The organism is Rhizobium gallicum bv. gallicum R602sp (genome assembly GCF_000816845.1).
GTDB lineage: Bacteria > Pseudomonadota > Alphaproteobacteria > Rhizobiales > Rhizobiaceae > Rhizobium > Rhizobium gallicum.
This window is the reverse complement of sequence record NZ_CP006880.1, coordinates 430,153-449,165: the sequence shown is the minus strand read 5'-3', so window position 1 is coordinate 449,165 and position 19,013 is coordinate 430,153. Positions and strand designations below refer to the sequence as shown.

Sequence of the window (19,013 nt, the reverse complement as noted above, 5' to 3'; positions counted from 1 at the left end):
TAAACAATGAAGCTGAACCTTGCCGCCTCGATCGCCGTGGTTGTTTCCTGTCTGGCCGGCCCCGCTGTCGCTCAGGAGAAGCCCCAGTTGGCTTTCGTCGTGAATGCCGCTTCGGATTTCTGGAAGCTCTCCGAAGCCGGAGTCAAGAAAGCCCAGGAGGAATTGCCGGGCTACGAACTGCAGTTCCGCTATCCGGCGCAGGGAACGGCTGCCCTGCAGAACGCCCTGATGGATGACCTTGTCGCTGCCGGCACGGATGCGATCATGATCTCTTCGGCCGACCCGAAGAACTCCATCGATGCATTCAACCGCGTTGCAGCCCAGGTACCGTTGTTCACCACCGACAGTGACGCGCCCGCTAGCAAGCGCATTGCGTATCTGGGATCCTCCAACACCTTGGCAGGCGTGCAGGCTGGCGAAATCGCCGTCGCGGCGATGCCCAAGGGCGGAAAATGCATGGGGTTCGTCGGCTTCCTTGGAGCCGACAACGCTATCGAACGGATCGCAGGGTTCCGCAAGGCTGTGGAAGGATCGGGGATCGAGCTCGTCGACGTGCGCGGAGATGACGTGGATTTCGCCCGTGCCCGGTCCAATGTGGATGACGTGCTTGCCGCCAATCCGGAAATCACCTGTATGGTCGGGTTCTATTCCTACAACCCGCCCAAGATCTACGAGGCCCTCCAGGCTGCGGGCAAGCTCGGCGCGATCAAGGTCATCGCATTCGATGAGGACCCGATCACCCTGGGTGCGGTGCGCGAAGGCAGCTTCGCCGGAACGGTCGTGCAGGACCCCTACCAGTGGGGTTACCAGGGCATGCTCCTAATGGCAAAATACCTCGAAGGCGACAAGTCGGGTGTTCCGGCGGATGGCCTCATCATTGTTCCGACCAAGGTCATCACCAAATCCAATGTCGATGCCTTCGAGAAGGAACTCAAAGAGCGCATTGGCGGGTAAACTCCTCCCGGTCAACGCGGTCGCATCGGGCTCGGGCCATTTGCCGGGCCCGGTGTGCGCTTGTTACTTTGTATATCCGCACAACGCCGAACCATCGCTGTTGCTGCACAATCAGATGGCCACGACATATGACGACTAAAGAGGATCAGAAACGCCCCCTGCTGGTGCTTGAGAACATTTCAAAGGCCTATACCGGCGTGGTGGCTCTCTCCAATGTGTCCATGTCGGTCATCGCCGGCGAAGTGCTCGCCCTGATCGGAGAAAATGGCGCCGGCAAGTCCACCCTGATGAAGGTCCTAGGCGGTGTCATCCAGCCCAGTTCGGGCCACATCCTTGTCGATGGCGTACGATACGAGCGGTATTCGGTCACCGAGTCCCAGGCCGCCGGGATCGCGTTCGTGCATCAGGAACTCAACGTCTTCGACAATCTCGATGTGGCGGCCAACATGTTTTTGGGCCGCGAAAGACGGGCGGGCTTGCTCGGGTTGCTGGATGTGAAGAGCATGCGTGCCGCGGCCGAACCGCTTCTGCGACGGGTCGGGGCCACGTTCAAGCCTGACACACCAGTCGCTGACTTGTCGTTGGCCGAACGGCAATTGCTCGAAATCGCCAAGGCGCTCTCCATCAAGGCGCGCATAATCATCATGGATGAACCGACGTCGTCGCTGACCCTGTCGGAAACAAAAACACTGATGAGCGTCATTGCCGACCTTAAGGCCGAGGGCATCGCCGTCATCTACATATCGCATCGTCTGAGCGAGATTGAGGAATGCGCCGACCGTGTCTTCGCTTTGCGCGACGGCAAGGCAGCCGGAGAACTCGGCAGGTCTGAAATAAACCATGACGCCATGATCCGGATGATGATCGGACGTGACCTCAATTCCTTGTATGCGCCGCCGGCTCGCCCTGCCGGCGAGCCTATCCTGTCCCTGAGGGCCGTCAGAATCCGCGCAAAGCCAGGGGCCTTGGTCGAATTCGATGTCTACGACGGGGAAATTCTGGGCGTGGCCGGACTGGTGGGTGCGGGACGAACGGAATTGGCCGAGGCCATTTTCGGTATCGACGCCATTCTCGAGGGCGAGGTGATGCTGGCGGGCAAGCCTTTCAGGGCAGCCAGGCCGCGCGACGCCATAGAAGCCGGCGTCTATCTCGTGCCGGAGGACCGCAAACGAACCGGCCTCGTCTTGGAAAGCGCGATCTGCGAGAATATTTGCCTCGCCGATCTGGGCTCAGTGTCGTCCAACGGCTTCGTTTCGCAGAGCCTGGTTAAGGCGCGCGCCGAAGACCAGCGTGTAAAACTCGGCATGAGGACCACCGACGTCATGCGCAACACAGCCGAACTTTCCGGCGGGAATCAGCAAAAGGTTGTGCTGGGCAAATGGCTTTCGATGCGGCCGGCAATGATCATTTTTGACGAGCCTACCCGCGGCATCGATGTCGCTTCCAAGGTTGAGATCTACAAGCTGATGCGCGCTTTGGCGGATGCAGGCGTCGGGATCATGATGATCTCCAGCGACATGGAAGAAGTGATCGGCGTGTCGGACCGTATCGTCGTGTTGCGGGAAGGAGAAATCGCCGGATCGCTGTCGCGATCGGAGTTCTCCGAACACAATGTGCTCAAGCTCGCTGTCGGCGCAAATTAGGAAAGAGACCGATGCACAAAAAAGACTTCGGGTTGGCAGTCCTGATCATAGTTGTGGGAGCAGTCGTCTATTTACGAAATCCGCTGTTCCTCTCGCCGATCAATCTGGGCAATACTGCCAACCTCATCGGCCTGTTCGGCCTCTTCGCGATCGGGCAGGGCTTTGTCATCATGACGGGTGGCATCGATCTATCGGTCGGGTCGATGATTGCACTGCTCGGAGTCATATTTGTCGACATGGTGGGCAAGTTCGGCGTGCCATGGCCGGTGGCAATCCTTGTCGTCATAGTCATCGGGACGCTTTTGGGACTGGCTCATGGACTGTTGATCACCAAACTCAGGATGCAACCTTTCGTGGTGACGCTGTGTGGCTTGCTGATCTATCGCGGCGCCGCGCGCGGCTATACGGGCGAAGCCACCGCCGGCTTCCCATTCGGCGCGAATTATCCGGCGCTCGAATGGTTGACGATTGGCCGGTCTTTTGGAGTTCCGCACTCCTTCTTTGCCATGATCATCATCGGGATCGTCTGCTGGTTCCTGCTTCATCGCTCTGTCTTTGGCAGGCATTTGCAGGCGGTGGGCAAGAATGAAGATGCAGCACGCTACTCGGGCATCCGCACCGGTTTCGTCATCACCGCTGCTTATGTTATCTGCGCTGTGCTGACCGCCGTTGCCGCGGTTTACTTCGCTATGTTCACCAGATCGGTTCAGCCCTCGTCGCATGGCAATTTCTACGAACTCTACGCGATCGCTGCGGCCGTCCTTGGCGGCTTCTCGTTGCGTGGTGGAGAAGGCTCGATCATCGGCGTCGTGTTGGGCGCGGTACTGCTTCAGGAGTTGCAGAACCTGGTCAATCTTCTCGGCATACCTTCCTCACTCAACTTCGCGGTGATGGGAGCGGTGATTTTGGTCGGGGTCCTGGCAGATCAGCAATTCAACCGCTACCGGGCAAAGAGAAGGGCTGCGATCGCGCTCGGCGTGCTGAACAGAAAAAGCTCGGCGCCTCGTCAGGCATCGGTCACGATCGACGAGATCAGATAGCGGTTTCTCACAGGATATTCCCATGCGCCCGACGGTGGCTTCATCATTGACGGTGGGCGCTGAGGATAAACGATGACAACGCTTCCCGTTACCTCGTTCTTCGTCGCAATGTTTGCTTTGGCACTTGTTACGCTGTCCGTCGCCGTCACGGTTCGCCGGGTCAAGCTGGGAGATCGGGTTGGCGGCAGTCACGACCCTGTCTTGCACCGCCGGATCCGGCGCAAGGCAATTTCACGGAATATATCCGTCGTTCCTGATCGGCCGAGCACTTGTGGAGGCTGATGCCGCTGCATCCTGGATCGTCTTGAGGATAGGCGGAACCTTCGCGTTCGGACGCATACTTCATGCAGTTGGCATGTTCGGCGCGTCAACGCCCTTACGTGGCCTCGGTATTCTCATGACGCATCCGGGACTGCTGGCAATATCCGAGCTGGTAGCCGTCCATTTTCCGTTAGACTGGAAGGCGCAGGATAGTCAGATATCCTGCGCCTCATAATGTGTGGATGTAACCAACGAGGAGCCTCGCGGCGATAGCAAGTTGGACACCTTGCCCGCAACTGGGGTCCGAATATTGTAACATTTCGCATTTTCTCTTAGCGATTGAGATCGAGGTAGCCGGAGGCGACTTGCGCATCGATGTCAGCTGGTACCGGAACCACACAAGAGGTGTGATCCAGCTTACCGCCCGCCACCCGTTCGAGACAGCGCGCCTGCAGGGCAAAGCCCAGATCCATCGATTCGATCGAATTCCCGAGCGGCCGGGGCCCCGCGAGATTGGCCATATGCCCGCCGCCGAGAATATGGATCTTCCTGCCGTCGCCCAGAAGCAATGTTTCGATACCATCGTTGGCATAGGTATCGACCGCTTTCAGCGGTGCCACCGATTTGATGCCCTCGACATCGATTTCGGATGGGAAATGTCCGCCATTGAACAGAATGACGCCATCCTTGAACAGCGGCAAGTCCGCAGCGGTGACGATATCGGCAAAGCCGGTGACGGTGATGATCACATCGGCTGACGCGATGGCATCGCTTCTCAGCGGCGTCGAAAAGCCATCGAGATGCGCTTCAAGAGCAGTGACGGGATCGACATCCACCACGCTGACATTGCTATGGGCATTGCGGAAACAGGTGGCAGTACCCTTGCCGCAGGCACCATAGCCGAAAACGGTCACGCGCTTGCCATTGGTCGAGCGGTTGGTGAAGCGCATATAGCTCTCAAACAGCGACTGGCCGACCGCGTGTCGGTTTTCGGCAAACTGCTTGATCGGACTGTCGTTGATGACGAGGATCGGCAGCGCGATCACCTCAGGCATGGGCGCGAGACGCCGGCGCCCTGATGTCGTCTCCTCTGTGCCGCCCAGCAAGTTCTTGTAGGGACGCTCGGCGACGCGGACGAAAAGAGCGCCGCCATTGTCGAGCAGCAAATCCGGCTGGCGGTCGAGCAGAGTGTCGATGAAGTCTCGGTGCGCCCTCGCGTCTGTGGTCTGCTCGCCGATGACAACGATTCCCTGCCGTTTGAGGTACTCCACCGTCGCAGGCTGGGTGCTGTTGAGATTGCCTGTTGCCACGAGGTTGGCGCCGCCGGCTCGCAATGTCATGAGAAGAGCGACAGTCTTGGGTTCCAGATGAATGGCAGTGCCGATTGTCAGACCTTGGAAAGGCTTTGTGCGGGAGAATTCTTCTGAGATAGCCTGTAGCAGCCAGCAACTGTCCGCCACCCATTCGATCCGCGAAACCTGGTGTTGTTGTATCATGGCTTTTCTCTCCGCTGGTCGCAGGCGCGCTGCCGGCGTTTCTGCGGATGTTCCCTATCGTGCGAAGCGGATAGTCAACAGGGACATAATACTGCGGTACTGGGCAGATTTCCTGTTCAGGCCGGATCGGCCGCCTTGCCTTCCCGGCGCAGCCAATCCGCCAGGAGACTGAGCGCCCGGCTCTTGCGATCTGCGGCGCGACAGCACAGCCTGAATCCGATCGGTCGGATCGCAAAACCAAAATGTGCTGTCAGCACACCGGCGGCGAGTTCCATCTCGATGGAAGCCCGCGGTGCTATCGTCACACCCAGACCAGCCTTCGCCGCACCAATTGCCAGCGTCAGGTCCTCGATTTCAACCCGTTTCAGGAAACGCGACGGGCGTGTTCCGCTTTCTCGAAACCAATCGTCCCAGAGATAGGGAACATCACGAGCCACCAGCGCCGTGGCATTTGCGAGCCACTCATCAAGATCGGTGCCGGATGGAGCAGGTCCGGTGGGGCTGGAAACCGGGCCGAACGCATCGACCATGAAGGCGGTCGCGGCGATGTCAGGCAAAGGGCGATATTCGCCGCCGGCAATTATGGCGTCGAGGTCGGGCGCGTCGGCGAGCGTGCGGGTAATGGCAACTGGCACTACATCGATTTCCAGGTCGCGGAGATCAGAATGGATGCGCGGCAGTCGTGGCATCAGCCAGGAAAGGGCCATCGGCATGGGTACGCCAAGACGAAGGCGCATCTTGCGGTCCCGTCGTTGGATCTCCTCTGCCGCGCGGGAAACGATCGCGAACGCAATTCCAACGGCATCGGCAAAACGTAATCCGGCGGCATTGAGGGTCACCCTGCCACCCTTGCGGATAAAGAGAGCCGCGCCGAAATACTCCTCAAGGCTTTGAAGCTGCTGCCTCACCGCTCCCGGCACCACCCCAAGATCCTGGGCCGCGGCACGCAGGCTGCCGCAGGGAGCGCATCGTAGGCACGAAGTGCATTGAGCGGCGGCAACGGATGTTTCAGGTTCAAGCGAGGGCTCTCCGCATTGCGGCGGCGTGGTTTGCCGTATTCATTGCCCAGAAAAGCTGCAAAGGAAAAGTAAAAATTGAATTGCAACGCCTCTGACGTGCGCCTTGCGTCAACCAATCGGAGGCTGCTGCCAATCACGAGGAAGTTGCGCCGGCCGCGGCAAACTATCGTCCATCGCCTTCCCGATCGCCAATTGGCGGCATCACTGCGGGGCTCAAGGTCTCGGTATCTCTCACTAGCCCCGCGATCAATCTGGTGCGGAAGGGGCGGTCAACGTATGACCCATCTGCCCCCGCTTGATCCACTCGCACAATCGATCGAGGATTTCCAGAATCGCGGCGGCACGATCTGGGCCTGCCTGCGTGAAGGCGCGCGGCTACGAAAAGGAAGACTTCCTCGACGGTGTCGTCATTGCCGGCGCAAGCGCCATGCATGCCGAGATCACGGAGGGTGCCGCCACCCTCTCGTTTTAACTGGGATAAACATGGAGGCGGCCGGCGTTTGTGCTGCGGGACACGAAGTCTCGTTCATGTTGCACGCCGCTATTCAGCCAGCATTGCAACGAAGGCCGAGACTTTGGGCGGGCGAAACCGAGCTGCCGGATAAACGACATGGATGCCGCCCGCTGGCAGAGACCAGTCTGGCAACAGTCTCACCAACCTGCCACTCTCTATATGATCGGCAGCAAGGAAGTCGGGCAGCACGGCGACGCCGCCCCCCGCGACAGTGGCTACGAGAACCGCAGGCGTCGAGTTGCTCATGATAGTCTGCCGCATCCGCACGGTCCGCCGATCGAAATCGTGCCGGCTGAAACGCCACACCAGAGGCTCCTTTAGCGCCAGGTTGCCTATGAAGGGTAGGTTCGCTACATCTTCAGGCTCGTCAAGTTTAAGCGAGCCTGCGAGGCTTGATGCCGCGACGAGAAACTGCCTGAACGTACCGATCCGTTTTGCCTGATGGCTGGAATCGTCGAGCCATCCGACGCGAATGGACAGATCAATGTGGTTGGCGACCAGATCTACCCTCGCATCTGCCAACAGCAGCTCGACTTTGCAGGTGCGATATCGTTGCGTGAAGGCCGCAGCGATCGGCGCGATTTTGCTGGCACCATAGTCATTGGGCGCGGCAATCCGGAGCACGCCCTCCGGCGCGGCATTGGAGCGCGTCACCTCGTCGATGGCATCCTCCGTTTCGCGCAAAATCGCGTTGCATCTGGCGTAGAAGAGCTGGCCGGCTTCTGTTGGCTCGACGCGCCGCGTCGTCCGAAGGAACAAACTCGTCTTCAACTCCGCCTCCAGCCGCGCAACCTGCTGGCTGACGACGGTCTTGGTAATGCCAAGCCGCTCGGCGGCTTTCGTGAACGAACCGGTATCGACGACAGCAGTGAAGTAGGCCAGTCGATTGAGATTAACGTGCTCCATGGCTGCCACCCTATTGTAAGCTTATGACATACATTCTGTAGGGCTTAACCTGACTTCACTTCCAATGAAAGCCCGCTACTTTGCGGCTGTCAACGTGAGGATGGCCTGAGATGCACATTACCTACCTCTTCGATCCGCTATGCGGCTGGTGCTATGGCGCAGGTCCCGCACTCGAAAAACTGGTGAAGCTCGAAGGGATCACGATTGAGCTTGCGCCCACCGGTCTCTTTGCCGGCGAAGGTGCGCGACCGATAAATGAACGGTTTTCGGCCTATGCCTGGCAGAACGATCAGCGCATCGGCCAACTCACCGGGCAGGTCTTCAGTCAAGTCTACCGCGACCGGGTTCTTGGAAGCGTGGGCAGCATGTTCGACTCGGCGCCTGCGACGCTTGGCGTTGTCGCAGTGGAGCTCACGCAGCCCGGCAAGGAGCGCGAGGCGTTGAAGGCGCTCCAGAATGTGCGCTACGTCGACGGCTGCAACAATTCCGAAATGGCCGTCGTCGCCGATGCTCTCGACGCGGCCGGGTTCACCGACGCCGCCGTTTGCGTCCTGACTCTGGACGACACTCTGCTCGGCATCTATCGCAAGAGGATTGAGAAGGCCCGCGGCCTTATGACGGAGTTCCGGCTTGATGGCGTTCCGGCGCTTCTTGTCGGGGACGGAGACCAGCGCCGCAAGCTAAGCAGTGGCGCTCTATTCGGCGGTTTCGATCTGCTCGCCGCCGAGCTTCGGGCTGCCTGAGCGTACGCTTTCGCCAGATCATTTCACCGCATGCGCGTCGTGCAAGCGCTTGGATTGCAGCAGCAGTCGACAACCACTGGAGAAAACAATGTATTCAAGGAGAAACGTAATGAAAACCACGGTTGCAGCCGGCCTTGTCGCCGCTTTTTCCCCTGCCGGTCTCGGCAATGCCGCTGGACCGAAACTGACCTGGAAGCACTTTCCTGCCGGCCAGAATGGATTTTTCCGCGCGCCGGTCCTGCTTTCCGGCCCTAGTGAAGCACTGCTGATCGACGGCGGCTTTACCTATCCCGATGGCCGCGCGCTGGCCGATGCCATCAAGGCGACCGGCAAGAAGCTGACCACCATTTATGTCAGCCAGTCCGACCCCGACTACTATTTCAGCCTGAAGCCGGTGCTCGAAGCTTTCCCCGGAACCAAGGTGCTGGCCGCCTCTGACACGATCGCCGCCATCAAGGGCAATGTCGAGAAGAAGCTCGCCGTTTGGGGCGCGCAGCTCAAGGAGAACGGGCCGCAGACGCTTTCTGACATTGTCATGCCGGAAGCCTTCGACGGCGCGAGGCTGACGGTCGATGGCGAGACGGTCGAGATCGTCGCGGCCGAAGCAGGGTTGGCCAACCGCCGCTACCTCTTCGTGCCGTCGCTGAACGCCGTCCTTGGTGGCGTAATGATCTTCTCCGGCGTCCATGTATGGACCGCCGACACGCAGACGAAGGAGCAGCGTGCCGCCTGGGTGGCAACCCTGGACAAGATCAGCGCCCGTAAGCCCTCCGTGGTCGTTCCTGGTCACATGACGCAAGAGGCAGCGATCGGTCTGCCGGCCGTCGAACACACCAAGAGCTATCTGCTCGCATTTGAAGAAGAACTCGCCAAGGCCGCGGATGCTGCCGCACTGAAGTCCGCCATGGAAGCTCGCTTCCCAGGTCTTGGCATGGGCGTGGCGCTGGACATTGGCTCCAAGGTCGCCAAGGGCGAGATGAAATGGGGCTGAGATGAGAACCTTCGGAGGACCTGTGAAGGTCCTCCGGAGAAAACGGGCGCAACCAGCTTGCCGCGCTGTCATCGCATGGGTAGCGAAGCGTCGTTTCATCTATTCTCAATCGCCGGGGCGAGAACGGAAATCGCTTGCGCCGAAAGCAATTCGTTCGCTATCGCGAGAGCACAGCGAAAGGAGAAATCGACCTGAGATCGGGATCCGCGATGCCGGTCGCTTTTTCCACATGAGCGTGGCTCATGCTGTAGCCGTAGTCGAGGACGCGTACGCCGTCCATGATGAAGAGCTGGGTCTTGTCGAGGCCAGGGCGCAGATTTCCCGTCACAGTGACGACCTCGTACACCCTTGAGAGATGGAACGGCTCGTCTGCTACGACGTGGACCAGTTGATTCGGTGGCGGAGCAGCGCTGTGGCTGCAAGCACCCGCCCACGGAACAAGCATGAACTCGTAGACGAGATTGCGGTCCTGGTCGACCGGCAGAATGAATCCGGTCAGCTCAACCGCGTGTGCTTCATCACGCCACGCGAGCGTTTCGCCTTGCGATTGCGTGGATGCCATGCCTGGCAAGGGCATGTCAGATCTCGATTGATCTGCCGGCCGCAGCGCACTCCAAAGAACAGGCTGAGCACCTGCAAAGGCGCCGGAGGCCTGACAAGCCGTGCCGATCATGATCGTCGTCAATTTCAGGAGGAAAAGCGCGCGCCTCATCCGCATCTCCATGAACAGGGCGTTTTTAAACCCGGCCTGCGCCCGATGGATCTTAGCCTCATCTTTCGCCTAAGGTCAAAGTCCAGGTTAAAGATGCAGCTTGACGTCTTTTCGATCAGCCCCATCACCTCATGGTGACCCTTCACAGGTGGGAACTGGACGCGGCGGCGGTGCGGGGTGATCCTGGCCGTATTATCTGCCGCAGTGAAAGAAGCTAGTCAGCCCCTGGCTGCGGCGAAGCTGACGAATAGGTTGCCGTAAAATGGCAGGTGTTCGCCCATGAACTGGCCGAGGCCCTGACCGGTCGGCTTGCGCCAGTCGGCCTGCATTTTGGCCCACGGCGACCCTTGTGCAAAGTTTGAGTTGACCGCTTTCGACAGCGAGGCGACATTCGCAACCTGTAGCAAGGCAGGAGGAAAAACGATGGACGAGCCAGACCGCTGGCGCCATATGGCAAGCGCACCGAAAGACGGTAGTCGAATCCTCGTCACGATCCGCCCGTCCGAACAGGGGCCGGCAGAAGTTGACCTCGCGTATTGGTCGAGAGGCGATCAGTTTGGCGGAGAAGGCTGGCGCGCGTCTGATTCCTCGCCTGGGCAGATCATCGAATATGCCGAGCCGGAATTGAAGTGTTGGATGCCGATGCCCTCGGCCAACCTCAGTCGCACCACGATGCCCTTGCCCTGGGAAGGCGACGATGACCAGAACTTCGACGGGTCAGGGATTTAAAAGCTCGCGCCGAAATCAGGGTTCGTCGGCGCTTCCAAGCTGCGGCATCGAAACAGAGACATGCTATCGCTTTGCGGCAATGGCCCACGGCGACCGAGCAAGCTGCGCTATGCTTTCCTAGTCGAGAACAGTGTGCTCTCGATGGCGCCGACGGGTCGGTTGGTCTGTCATACCAGCAAATGAAGTTTCCTTCGTGAAAAACCAACTGCCTTCGCGCCATCGAGTTCTACGGCCAGCTTCGTTTTGGTCGCATTGGGGCTTGATCTAGGCTCGCGGCGGCCTTCTTCAGGCAGTCGAGATAATGGTCCCGGTTCGCAAGGCCGTCGTCGCGCGGCGTGACGAGGCACAGCGTTGCGGCTGCATGACCTTCTTCGCCCCGCACCGGTACGGCAAAACAGTGGGTGAAGCTGTCGACGATGCTGTTGAACGTGAAGAGACCTTCACGCTCGGCCTGGCGCACCTCGGCGATGAAGATTTGCGGGTCGAGCCACTCGCCCGTCGGCAGGCGGAAATCCTGCGGCGGGATGAAGCTCAGGATTTCCTGATCCGACAGGTGCGCGACCAGCAGGCGCCCCGACGCCGTCCACGGGATCGGCACCGACTGCCCGACATCCGTGGAAATGCGGAATGGGCGCGCGCCTTCACGCATGCGAACGACCGTGTATCTATTTCCATCCAGCATGCAGAACTGCGCCGTCTCCCGCGTCTCGTCGGCAAGCTGTTCCAACGCCGCCTCGCATTCGCGGGTGAAATCGAAATGGTTCTCATAGGCTGCGCCGAGGAAATACAGCTTGCGGCCGAGATAGACACGCCCTTCGCCGCCCGTGAATTCCAGAATGCCATTCTGCAGCAGCAGGTTGACGAGCTCATAAACCGATGAGCGCGGCGCGCCGATCTGCGCGGCGATTTCGTTCGGCTTCAGGGCCTGCCGTTTCCGGCGCAGGAACTCGAGGATCTCGAAGGCGCGGTCGAGCCCTCGGGCGCGCTTGCCGGCTGCTTCGTCCTGAACTGCATCCATTGCTGTCGATCCTTTTTTGCCCGGCCGAGCTTTTCAAGCCGTCTGCCGCATCTGTCAATCGATCCCGTCCTTCATCGCGAATGAAATTTTCCTGTCCCTCTTGCGAGGTAAAAAAATCGGCATAAGATCACCTCGTCCGGTATATAGATCATATGTACGGTATATTGGACACAGATGGCACGCCGTCAACGCTGCCGCACAAAAAAGGGGATCGACATGAAGAATCTTGAAAATGGCTTTTCCGCATCGCGACACCGCCGCCTTTGTGCGGGTGCCGCCGCCGCTGCCCTCCTCGTCTTTTCGGCCGGCACGGCCTCAGCCGCCGCCAATTGCATCAAGGGTGACAGGAAGGCGCCCTATACGATCGGCTGGGCGAACATCTATTCGGTGCCGACCTGGATGAAGCAGACCGAAGGCACCATCACGGCTGAAGTGGAGGAGCTGAAGAAGGCCGGCCTCGTGAAGGACCTGATGATTACGGACGCGCAGGGCAACGCCCAGACGCAGATCCAGCATATCCAGTCGATGATCGATGCCAATGTCGACGCCATCGTCGTGATCGCGGGTTCTTCCAACGCGCTCGACCGCGTCATTTCCGATGCCTGCGACAAGGGCATCGCGGTCGTGAATTTCGACAGCCTCGTCAACACCGACAAGGTGACTGCGAAAATCAACACCGATTCCAACGAATGGGGCGCGACCGCTGCCAGTTGGATGGTCAGCCAGCTCGGCGGCAAGGGCAAGATCATCGTCATGAACGGCCCGGCCGGTATTTCGGTGAGCGACGACCGCCGCAAGGGTGCCCAGCCGGTCCTCGATGCCAATCCCGGTCTGAAGGTGATCACCGAGACGAACACGGAATATAACGTCGCGCCGGCACAGGAAGCGATGACCAGCCTGCTCTTCGCCAATCCCGAAATCGACGGCGTGCTGTCGCTCGGCGGCGCGCTATCGGCCGGCTCCGTCCTCGCCTTCGAGCGCCAGGGCCGCGACCAGGTGCCGACTACAGGCGAAAACGCCCGGCAGTTCCTGGAGCTATGGAAGGAGAAGGGACTGAAGAGCTGGGCGACCATGCAGCCCAACTGGCTCGGCGCGCTTTCCGTTTACACCGCTGTACAGGCGCTTGAAGGCAAGGACGTTCCGGCCTTCGTCAAGGTGCCGCTGCCTGTCATCGACGACAGCACGATCGGCAGCTACCTCGCACGGGCCGACAAGTTCCCCGCTGACGGCTATATCTACTCGGACTACGACAAGGCGCTCTTCGACAAGCTGCTTGCCAAGTAATCCGCGTTGAGGGAAGCCGTCATGACCGAAGAAAGACCCCTGCTGGAAGCCCGGCAAGCGTTCAGGGGATTTTTCGGCAATCCCGTTTTGAAGGGTGTCGACATCGCCCTTCTGCCGGGCAGGGTTCATGCCCTGCTCGGTGAAAACGGCGCCGGCAAGTCCACGCTGATCAATCTCCTGTCCGGTGCGCTCCAGCCGGACGGTGGCTCCATCCTCGTCGACGGCAAGTCCGTCGGGCGCTTCAGTCCAGCGGCTGCGCGCGCGGCGGGTATCGCCGTGGTTCAGCAGGAGCTCAGCCTCACAGCCAGTCTCTCGATTGCCGAAAACGTCGGGCTCGGCGCGTTTCCGCGCCGGTTCGGTCTCATCGATTACAGAGCGCTCCATCGCCGCGTCCGGGATGTCTGCGAAATGGTGGGTCTCACCGAACCGCTCGACATGCCGGTCGCCGATCTCGCGCTTGGCCGCCGTCAGATGGTGGAAATCGCCAAGGCGCTGTTCCGGAAGCCACGCGTGCTTATTCTGGACGAGCCGACTTCGTCGCTCTCCGCTCACGAAGCCGGCATCCTTGCCCGTCTGATCGGGACGCTGAGGGACCGCGGCACGGCACTACTCTATATTTCCCACCGCCTCAATGAGGTGCAGGCGCTCTGCTCGCATGTCACGGTGCTGAAGGACGGCTTGGTCACCGCGGACCAGTCGCTGTCGGGCATCGACGGCGAAGGCCTGGTGCGCCTCATGGTCGGTCGCGAAACCGGCGACCTGTTCCCGCCGCGCCTGGCCGCAACACCCGGCGCGATGCGCATCAGCGTTGAAGGCTTTTCGGCCGGCATGGTGCGTGACATCGGCTTCTCCGCCCGCGCCGGCGAGATCGTCGGCATCGGCGGGCTCGTGGGACAAGGGCAGGAAGACCTGCTGCTTGGCCTCTACGGCGCGATTCCGGCCGCGGCTTCCAGAGCGGAGATATCAGGCAAGTTTCGCCTGCCCGCCCATGTGGGCGAGGCAAATGCCGCGGGCATCGTCTATGTCCCGGCCGACCGCAAGCACGAGGGGCTGGTCCTGCCCCATTCCATCGCATCCAATCTCATCCTGCCCTCGCTTGGACGGCTCGCCGGCAAGGGGCTGCGCGACCGGCAGGCGGAAAGCGGCCTTGTCGCCGATCTCGCGCGCCGGCTGACGATCAAGGGCGACATGGCCCGCGCGGTGCAGGCGCTTTCGGGCGGCAATCAGCAGAAGGTGGCGCTCGCCAAATGGCTGCCGCTCGATCCTTCGGTTCTGCTCCTCAACGATCCAACGCGCGGCGTCGACATCGAGACCAAGCGTGAAATCTATCTCATGCTCCGTGCCTTCGCCGCCGAGGGGCGGCTCGTCATTCTGGCCAGTTCCGATACGCCGGAGCTCGTGCATCTCTGCGACCGCGTCGTGGTTCTGCGCGAGGGGCGCGTCGCGGTGGTGCTGTCGCAAGCTGATATCAGCGAAGGAGCGATCGTCGGCGCGGCCATGGGCATCACCACCACGACGCAGGGAGAGGCAGCATGAGCACGAGGTCATCATCCCGGCTCTACGGCTCGATCCAACTTCGCCGCAACCGCGGCCTTGTCGGCCTCTATCTGGTTGTCGCCGCCTTTGTCATTCTCTATGCGCTGCTCTTTCCCGGCATCCTTTCCATCGGCGGCTTCTCGAAGTTCACGCAGAACTGGTTTCCGCTCGCGCTCGTCACCATGGCGCAGGCGCTTCTCATGCTCAATGGTGGCATCACCCTGGCGATCGGCCCCCTCGTCAGCCTTGGAGCCGTGATTGCCGCGACGACGATGGAAGGAGCGCTCGGTGTGCCGGGCGGCATTTTTGCGGTCGCACTCGCCGGTCTTTCGATCGGCGCCGTCACCGGCGCCATCGTAACGCATCTGAGGCTGCCTGCCATCATCGTCACGCTCGCCGGCTCCTTCATCATTGGCGGGGTGGCACTCATCCTGCTGCCGCGGCCGGGCGGGTTCATTCCCGATTGGCTGTCGACGACTCTGGCCGGCCACACACCTGTCGCCTTCCTGCTGCTCGTCGTCATCGTGGCGCTCTGGAAGGCCTTTCTCGCAACCCCGCTCGGCCTCGGCATCTACGCGGCTGGCGACAATCCGGTCGGCGCATTCCGCTCCGGCGTCCCGGTCGAACGGGTGAAAGTCGTCGCCTTCGCACTGTCCGGCCTCCTCGCAGCACTGACGGGGCTCTTCGTCGCTGCCCAGACCGGCTCGGGTGATCCTCTTATCGGTACGCCTTTCACGCTGAACTCGATCGCCGCCGCCGTGCTCGGCGGCGTAGGCTTCCTTGGCGGCAAGGGCACGATGCGCGGCGCGATCTGCGGCAGCCTGCTGCTCTCGGTCATGATCAACGTCATGTTCTTCCTTGGCTTCCCGCCGGTTGCGCAATATGTCGCGCAGGGCCTGATCATCGTCGGGGCAGTCGCTGTGCCGGAACTTCTCGCGCAATGGAGGGCAAGACGATGAACACGATCAGGTCCGCGTTGCGCAATCCGCCGCTCCTGACCTTCCTACTAGTCGCACTCGTCTGGATCGTCGCAAGCTTCACGCTGCGTGGTTTCGGCGCCCACGGCCACCTGCGCTACCTGCTCGAACTCGCCGCTGTGATCGGCATTGCGGCTGCCGGGCAGACGCTCGTCATCCTTATGGGCGGCATCGATCTTTCCGTCGGCGCGGTCATCACCGTCACGGCGATCCTGCTGCCGCTTATTTCGCCGGCCTGGGACCCGACCGGCCTTGTCGGCATCGCGGCGGCCCTCGCCATCGCCACCGGCATCGGCCTCATGAACGGCGCGGGTGCTGCCTATCTTCGCGTGCCGCCGATCATCATGACGCTTGCCATGGCAACCTTCCTGCAAGGCTTGCTCGTCATCGTCGCCGGCGGCAGCGCGGTCACCGTCGGCAACCCGGCGGTCATTCTGCTCGGGCAGGCGCGGCCGCTCGGGATTCCGGCCGGCATCATTCTGTGGCTCGTCGTCTCGATCGTCGTCCTCCTACTCGTCCACCGCATGCCGATCGGCGCGCGTTTCCTGGCGCTTGGGGCAAATCCGCTGGCTGCCCGGCTTTCCGGCGTCAGCGTCACCCGCAACACGCTGATCGTCCATACTCTGTCGGGCTTTTTCGCAGGGCTTGCGGGCATTCTCGTGCTGGGCATGAACCGGCAAGGCTATGTCGGCATCGGCGACCCCTATCTGCTGACGTCGATCGCCGCCGTCGTGCTCGGCGGCACCTCCATCCTTGGCGGCCGCGGCACCTATGCGGGGACCATTCCGGGGGCAATCCTGCTCGTCACGACGACGGCGCTGATCACTGTGGTCAATGCCTCCCCAGGCTGGCGGTCGATTATGTTCGGCACGCTGATCCTTGCCCTCCTGCTCGTTTCCGGCCGCGAGGCGCGCAGATGACGAGGCGCTACGACGGGCCGGTGATCGACCCGCACCATCATCTCTGGGACCTTGGGCTGCAACGTCATCCCTGGCTCTGGAAGGCGCGGGCTTCCGGCAAAGAGATGGTTTTCGGAAGCTTCGCGCCGATCCTGCGCGACTACGGCATCGATGATTATCGCGCCGACGCCACGCGCCAGAACGTCGTTGCGACAGTCCATGTTGAGGCCGGCTGGTCCGATGCGTATCCGCTGGAAGAGAGCCGCTGGCTGGATGGCCTCGACCGCAGCTCCGGCGTCGCGCATCGCTATATCGCGCGCGTTCCTCTCGAGCGGCCGGATGCCATACGCTTGCTCGAGGCGGAAGCGGCAAACCCGAATGTCGTCGGCATCCGTGATATCGTCAGCTGGCATCCGGAAGCGGCGAAGAGTTTTGCTCCGCGACCGAACCTTATGGGCGATCCCGCCTGGCAGGCGGGGCTTGCCGAGGTCACGCGGCTCGGGCTGGTCTTCGATCTGATGCTTTATCCCTGGCAGATGAGCGAGGCGCTCAAGCTTGTACGGGCTTTTCCGGAAACGCTTTTCGTGCTCAACCACGGCGGAAGCCCCACTGATCGGACGGAGGACGGCATGGCGCTCTGGCGCCGGGGTCTGCGGGCGCTCGGTGGCGAGCCGAACGTGCGCCTGAAGATTTCCGACCTCGTCGCCTACGACAACGAGTGGACGCTCGAAAGCCTGCGGCCGGTGATCGAGCATTGCCTCGATTGTTTCGGTCCGACACGCTCCATGTTCGCGAGCGACTTTCCGGTCGCGGGCCTGCACGCCTCTTTCGACGAGGTCTATCAGGTTTTCCGCACGGTTGCCTCGCAGCTCTCTCACGAGGAGCAGCGCGCCCTTTTCTTTGCCACTGCCAATGACATTTATCGCCTCGGCATCCCTGATCCGGCTGAGGCTCCGAGGGGCTGCCATGTCTGACCTTCATATCGCGACGGAAAACGCGCTAATCGACGAGCGGGTGCGCGGCTTTCCGCCAGGCACTCCGCCGCTTCCGCTAGCTGCGATCGGCAAGCAGGGATGGAAACCCTATGACGGCAGGATGGCCCTGCCGCTGATCTCGCTCGACCGGCAGGCCTTCTCCTGTAATGTCGAACTGATGATGGCCTATGTGAAGAGCCACGGCGCCGAAATCGCTCCGCACGCCAAGACACCGATGTCGACGGCGCTGGCTAACGCGCTTTTAGCGGCAGGCGCCTGGGGCACAACGGTCGCCGACATCCGCCAGGCCGCCGTCCTGCTCAAGGCGGGACAGCGCCGCCTGATCCTTGCCAATGAGATCGGCGGCGCCGCCGGAGCCCGCCGGCTTGCGGCGCTGCTTGCCGATTATGCCGATGCGGAACTGCATGTCTTCGTGGATTCGACAGCGCTCGTCGATGCTCTTCGCTCAGCCTGGCAGCAGCGTGCCGATCTGCCGCCCCTGGGCCTGATGGTGGAGTTCGGCGCCGGCCGCGCCGGTATTCGCAGCGCCGCCGTCGCCGAGGCAATCCTAAACGCGATCCTTGCGGTGGAGACGCCGACCTTCCGGTTGACCGGCATCGCCGCCTATGAGGGTGCGGCCGCGACCGCCGATGCGGAAGAGACGGTGCTTCGTATCGACGCGCTGATGGCGGTGACGGCGGATTTCCTGCCGAAGGTGCGCGCCCGCATAGGCGACAAGCGGCCGCTTCTCGTCACGGCTGGCGGCTCGGTCTTTTTCGACGTGGTGGTTGCGCGGCTTACAGCAGCCGTTGCGGCCGATCCCGCCTGCCGGCTCCTGCTGCGTTGCGGCGCGATCTTCTTCCACGATCACGGCATCTACGAGCGTGGCCTTGCCGGCCTCGATGCGCGCGGCGGTTTCCGCATCGGCGGCGAGACGGTTTCGGCGGCCGCAGGTTTCCGTCCGGCGCTGCGGGTCTGGGCCGAGGTCTTGTCGCGGCCGGAAGCGCAGCTTGCGATCTGCGGCATGGGCATGCGCGACGTGGCGATGGACCAAGGCCTGCCGCGGCCGCTGGCGCTCTATCGAAATGGAGCGTATTTCGCCGATCTCAGGGGCGCCGAAGCTTTCCGCCTCAACGATCAGCATGCCTTCGTCGCCCTTGCCGACGATAGCGACGTCGCGGTGGGCGACGTCATCGAGTACGGCATCTCGCATCCCTGCACCTGTCTTGACCGGCATGCCATCCTCTACGGCCTCGACCCGGACCATTCGGTGACGGCGGCCTATCTGACCAGCTTCGGCTGACCTCTCCCTAAAAG

At 61.4% G+C, this 19,013-nt stretch carries 17 protein-coding genes and 1 pseudogene; 13 read left to right on the top strand and 5 right to left on the bottom strand.

Annotation, left to right across the window (positions count from 1 at the left end; genetic code table 11):
• Window positions 1-6: 6 nt before the first annotated feature.
• The 3 genes from RGR602_RS25410 to RGR602_RS25400 all read left to right on the top strand — a co-directional run bounded on the left by RGR602_RS25410 (window position 7) and on the right by RGR602_RS25400 (window position 3,637).
• Complete coding sequence (locus RGR602_RS25410) at window positions 7-954, top strand: sugar-binding protein (protein ID WP_040114806.1); 948 nt, start codon at window positions 7-9, stop codon at window positions 952-954.
• Between the two features lie 128 nt (window positions 955-1,082).
• The gene (locus tag RGR602_RS25405; protein WP_052451757.1) at window positions 1,083-2,597 is read left to right on the top strand and encodes a sugar ABC transporter ATP-binding protein; all 1,515 of its coding nucleotides are present in this window, start codon (window positions 1,083-1,085) and stop codon (window positions 2,595-2,597) included.
• 11 nt (window positions 2,598-2,608) lie between these two features.
• Window positions 2,609-3,637 carry an ABC transporter permease gene (locus RGR602_RS25400; protein WP_040114805.1) on the top strand — a complete coding sequence of 343 codons (1,029 nt, stop codon included), beginning with the start codon at window positions 2,609-2,611 and terminating at the stop codon, window positions 3,635-3,637.
• 593 nt (window positions 3,638-4,230) lie between these two features.
• On the opposite strand, the gene RGR602_RS25390 is transcribed toward RGR602_RS25400, so the two are convergent.
• Window positions 4,231-5,394, bottom strand: a complete 1,164-nt coding sequence (locus RGR602_RS25390) for an adenosylhomocysteinase (protein ID WP_040114803.1) — start codon at window positions 5,392-5,394, stop codon at window positions 4,231-4,233.
• A gap of 116 nt (window positions 5,395-5,510) precedes the next feature.
• A complete protein-coding gene (locus RGR602_RS25385; protein ID WP_267285121.1) occupies window positions 5,511-6,302 on the bottom strand; it encodes a LysR family transcriptional regulator in 792 nt (263 codons plus the stop codon).
• A 226-nt stretch (window positions 6,303-6,528) separates the two neighbouring features.
• On the opposite strand from RGR602_RS25385, the pseudogene RGR602_RS25380 reads away from it, so the two are divergent.
• Window positions 6,529-6,885, top strand: a pseudogene (locus RGR602_RS25380) (DsrE family protein).
• A 69-nt stretch (window positions 6,886-6,954) separates the two neighbouring features.
• On the opposite strand, the gene RGR602_RS25375 reads toward RGR602_RS25380, so the two are convergent.
• Window positions 6,955-7,833 carry a LysR family transcriptional regulator gene (locus RGR602_RS25375; RefSeq protein ID WP_040114802.1) on the bottom strand — a complete coding sequence of 293 codons (879 nt, stop codon included), beginning with the start codon at window positions 7,831-7,833 and terminating at the stop codon, window positions 6,955-6,957.
• A gap of 110 nt (window positions 7,834-7,943) precedes the next feature.
• On the opposite strand from RGR602_RS25375, the gene RGR602_RS25370 reads away from it, so the two are divergent.
• Together RGR602_RS25370 and RGR602_RS25365 are read left to right on the top strand one after the other, a co-directional pair.
• Complete coding sequence (locus RGR602_RS25370; protein WP_040114801.1) at window positions 7,944-8,576, top strand: DsbA family protein; 633 nt, start codon at window positions 7,944-7,946, stop codon at window positions 8,574-8,576.
• A gap of 88 nt (window positions 8,577-8,664) precedes the next feature.
• Window positions 8,665-9,567: an MBL fold metallo-hydrolase gene (locus RGR602_RS25365; protein ID WP_040114800.1), complete on the top strand. Its 903-nt coding sequence runs from the start codon at window positions 8,665-8,667 to the stop codon at window positions 9,565-9,567.
• A 157-nt stretch (window positions 9,568-9,724) separates the two neighbouring features.
• On the opposite strand, the gene RGR602_RS25360 is transcribed toward RGR602_RS25365, so the two are convergent.
• On the bottom strand, window positions 9,725-10,279 hold the full coding sequence (locus tag RGR602_RS25360) for a DUF3299 domain-containing protein (RefSeq protein WP_170250625.1): 555 nt from the start codon (window positions 10,277-10,279) through the stop codon (window positions 9,725-9,727).
• A gap of 423 nt (window positions 10,280-10,702) precedes the next feature.
• Here RGR602_RS25360 and RGR602_RS25355 point away from each other — a divergent pair, with 423 nt between their 5' ends.
• On the top strand, window positions 10,703-11,008 hold the full coding sequence (locus RGR602_RS25355; protein WP_040114799.1) for a hypothetical protein: 306 nt from the start codon (window positions 10,703-10,705) through the stop codon (window positions 11,006-11,008).
• 226 nt (window positions 11,009-11,234) lie between these two features.
• On the opposite strand, the gene RGR602_RS25350 is transcribed toward RGR602_RS25355, so the two are convergent.
• Complete coding sequence (locus tag RGR602_RS25350) at window positions 11,235-12,026, bottom strand: IclR family transcriptional regulator (RefSeq protein WP_040114798.1); 792 nt, start codon at window positions 12,024-12,026, stop codon at window positions 11,235-11,237.
• A gap of 216 nt (window positions 12,027-12,242) precedes the next feature.
• On the opposite strand from RGR602_RS25350, the gene RGR602_RS25345 reads away from it, so the two are divergent.
• Genes RGR602_RS25345 through RGR602_RS25320 form a run of 6 tightly spaced genes read left to right on the top strand, consistent with a single transcriptional unit; the run spans window position 12,243 to window position 18,999 of the window.
• A complete protein-coding gene (locus tag RGR602_RS25345) occupies window positions 12,243-13,310 on the top strand; it encodes an ABC transporter substrate-binding protein (RefSeq protein ID WP_040116473.1) in 1,068 nt (355 codons plus the stop codon).
• A gap of 21 nt (window positions 13,311-13,331) precedes the next feature.
• Complete coding sequence (locus RGR602_RS25340) at window positions 13,332-14,846, top strand: sugar ABC transporter ATP-binding protein (RefSeq protein ID WP_040114797.1); 1,515 nt, start codon at window positions 13,332-13,334, stop codon at window positions 14,844-14,846.
• The gene (locus tag RGR602_RS25335; protein WP_040114796.1) at window positions 14,843-15,805 is read left to right on the top strand and encodes an ABC transporter permease; all 963 of its coding nucleotides are present in this window, start codon (window positions 14,843-14,845) and stop codon (window positions 15,803-15,805) included. The genes RGR602_RS25340 and RGR602_RS25335 overlap by 4 nt, the downstream gene beginning before the upstream one ends.
• Window positions 15,802-16,743, top strand: coding sequence for an ABC transporter permease (locus RGR602_RS25330; protein ID WP_040116472.1), 942 nt, complete (start codon window positions 15,802-15,804; stop codon window positions 16,741-16,743). Before RGR602_RS25335 ends, RGR602_RS25330 begins: the two co-directional genes overlap by 4 nt.
• The gene (locus RGR602_RS25325) at window positions 16,740-17,696 is read left to right on the top strand and encodes an amidohydrolase family protein (RefSeq protein WP_040114795.1); all 957 of its coding nucleotides are present in this window, start codon (window positions 16,740-16,742) and stop codon (window positions 17,694-17,696) included. The genes RGR602_RS25330 and RGR602_RS25325 overlap by 4 nt, the downstream gene beginning before the upstream one ends.
• Window positions 17,689-18,999: an alanine racemase gene (locus RGR602_RS25320; RefSeq protein WP_040114794.1), complete on the top strand. Its 1,311-nt coding sequence runs from the start codon at window positions 17,689-17,691 to the stop codon at window positions 18,997-18,999. Before RGR602_RS25325 ends, RGR602_RS25320 begins: the two co-directional genes overlap by 8 nt.
• The last annotated feature ends 14 nt before the right edge of the window (window positions 19,000-19,013 follow it).

Excerpts from the sequence above, each read along its gene's own strand:
- RGR602_RS25335 (WP_040114796.1), top strand. The coding sequence starts at position 14,843 with ATGAGCACGAGGTCATCATCCCGGCTCTACGGCTCGATCCAACTTCGC.
- RGR602_RS25405 (WP_052451757.1), top strand. The coding sequence starts at position 1,083 with ATGACGACTAAAGAGGATCAGAAACGCCCCCTGCTGGTGCTTGAGAAC.
- RGR602_RS25345 (WP_040116473.1), top strand. The coding sequence starts at position 12,243 with ATGAAGAATCTTGAAAATGGCTTTTCCGCATCGCGACACCGCCGCCTT.
- RGR602_RS25320 (WP_040114794.1), top strand. The coding sequence starts at position 17,689 with ATGTCTGACCTTCATATCGCGACGGAAAACGCGCTAATCGACGAGCGG.
- RGR602_RS25370 (WP_040114801.1), top strand. The coding sequence starts at position 7,944 with ATGCACATTACCTACCTCTTCGATCCGCTATGCGGCTGGTGCTATGGC.
- RGR602_RS25330 (WP_040116472.1), top strand. The coding sequence starts at position 15,802 with ATGAACACGATCAGGTCCGCGTTGCGCAATCCGCCGCTCCTGACCTTC.
- RGR602_RS25400 (WP_040114805.1), top strand. The coding sequence starts at position 2,609 with ATGCACAAAAAAGACTTCGGGTTGGCAGTCCTGATCATAGTTGTGGGA.
- RGR602_RS25360 (WP_170250625.1), bottom strand. The coding sequence starts at position 10,279 with ATGAGGCGCGCGCTTTTCCTCCTGAAATTGACGACGATCATGATCGGC.
- RGR602_RS25410 (WP_040114806.1), top strand. The coding sequence starts at position 7 with ATGAAGCTGAACCTTGCCGCCTCGATCGCCGTGGTTGTTTCCTGTCTG.
- RGR602_RS25355 (WP_040114799.1), top strand. The coding sequence starts at position 10,703 with ATGGACGAGCCAGACCGCTGGCGCCATATGGCAAGCGCACCGAAAGAC.
- RGR602_RS25375 (WP_040114802.1), bottom strand. The coding sequence starts at position 7,833 with ATGGAGCACGTTAATCTCAATCGACTGGCCTACTTCACTGCTGTCGTC.
- RGR602_RS25325 (WP_040114795.1), top strand. The coding sequence starts at position 16,740 with ATGACGAGGCGCTACGACGGGCCGGTGATCGACCCGCACCATCATCTC.
- RGR602_RS25350 (WP_040114798.1), bottom strand. The coding sequence starts at position 12,026 with ATGGATGCAGTTCAGGACGAAGCAGCCGGCAAGCGCGCCCGAGGGCTC.
- RGR602_RS25340 (WP_040114797.1), top strand. The coding sequence starts at position 13,332 with ATGACCGAAGAAAGACCCCTGCTGGAAGCCCGGCAAGCGTTCAGGGGA.
- RGR602_RS25390 (WP_040114803.1), bottom strand. The coding sequence starts at position 5,394 with ATGATACAACAACACCAGGTTTCGCGGATCGAATGGGTGGCGGACAGT.
- RGR602_RS25365 (WP_040114800.1), top strand. The coding sequence starts at position 8,665 with ATGTATTCAAGGAGAAACGTAATGAAAACCACGGTTGCAGCCGGCCTT.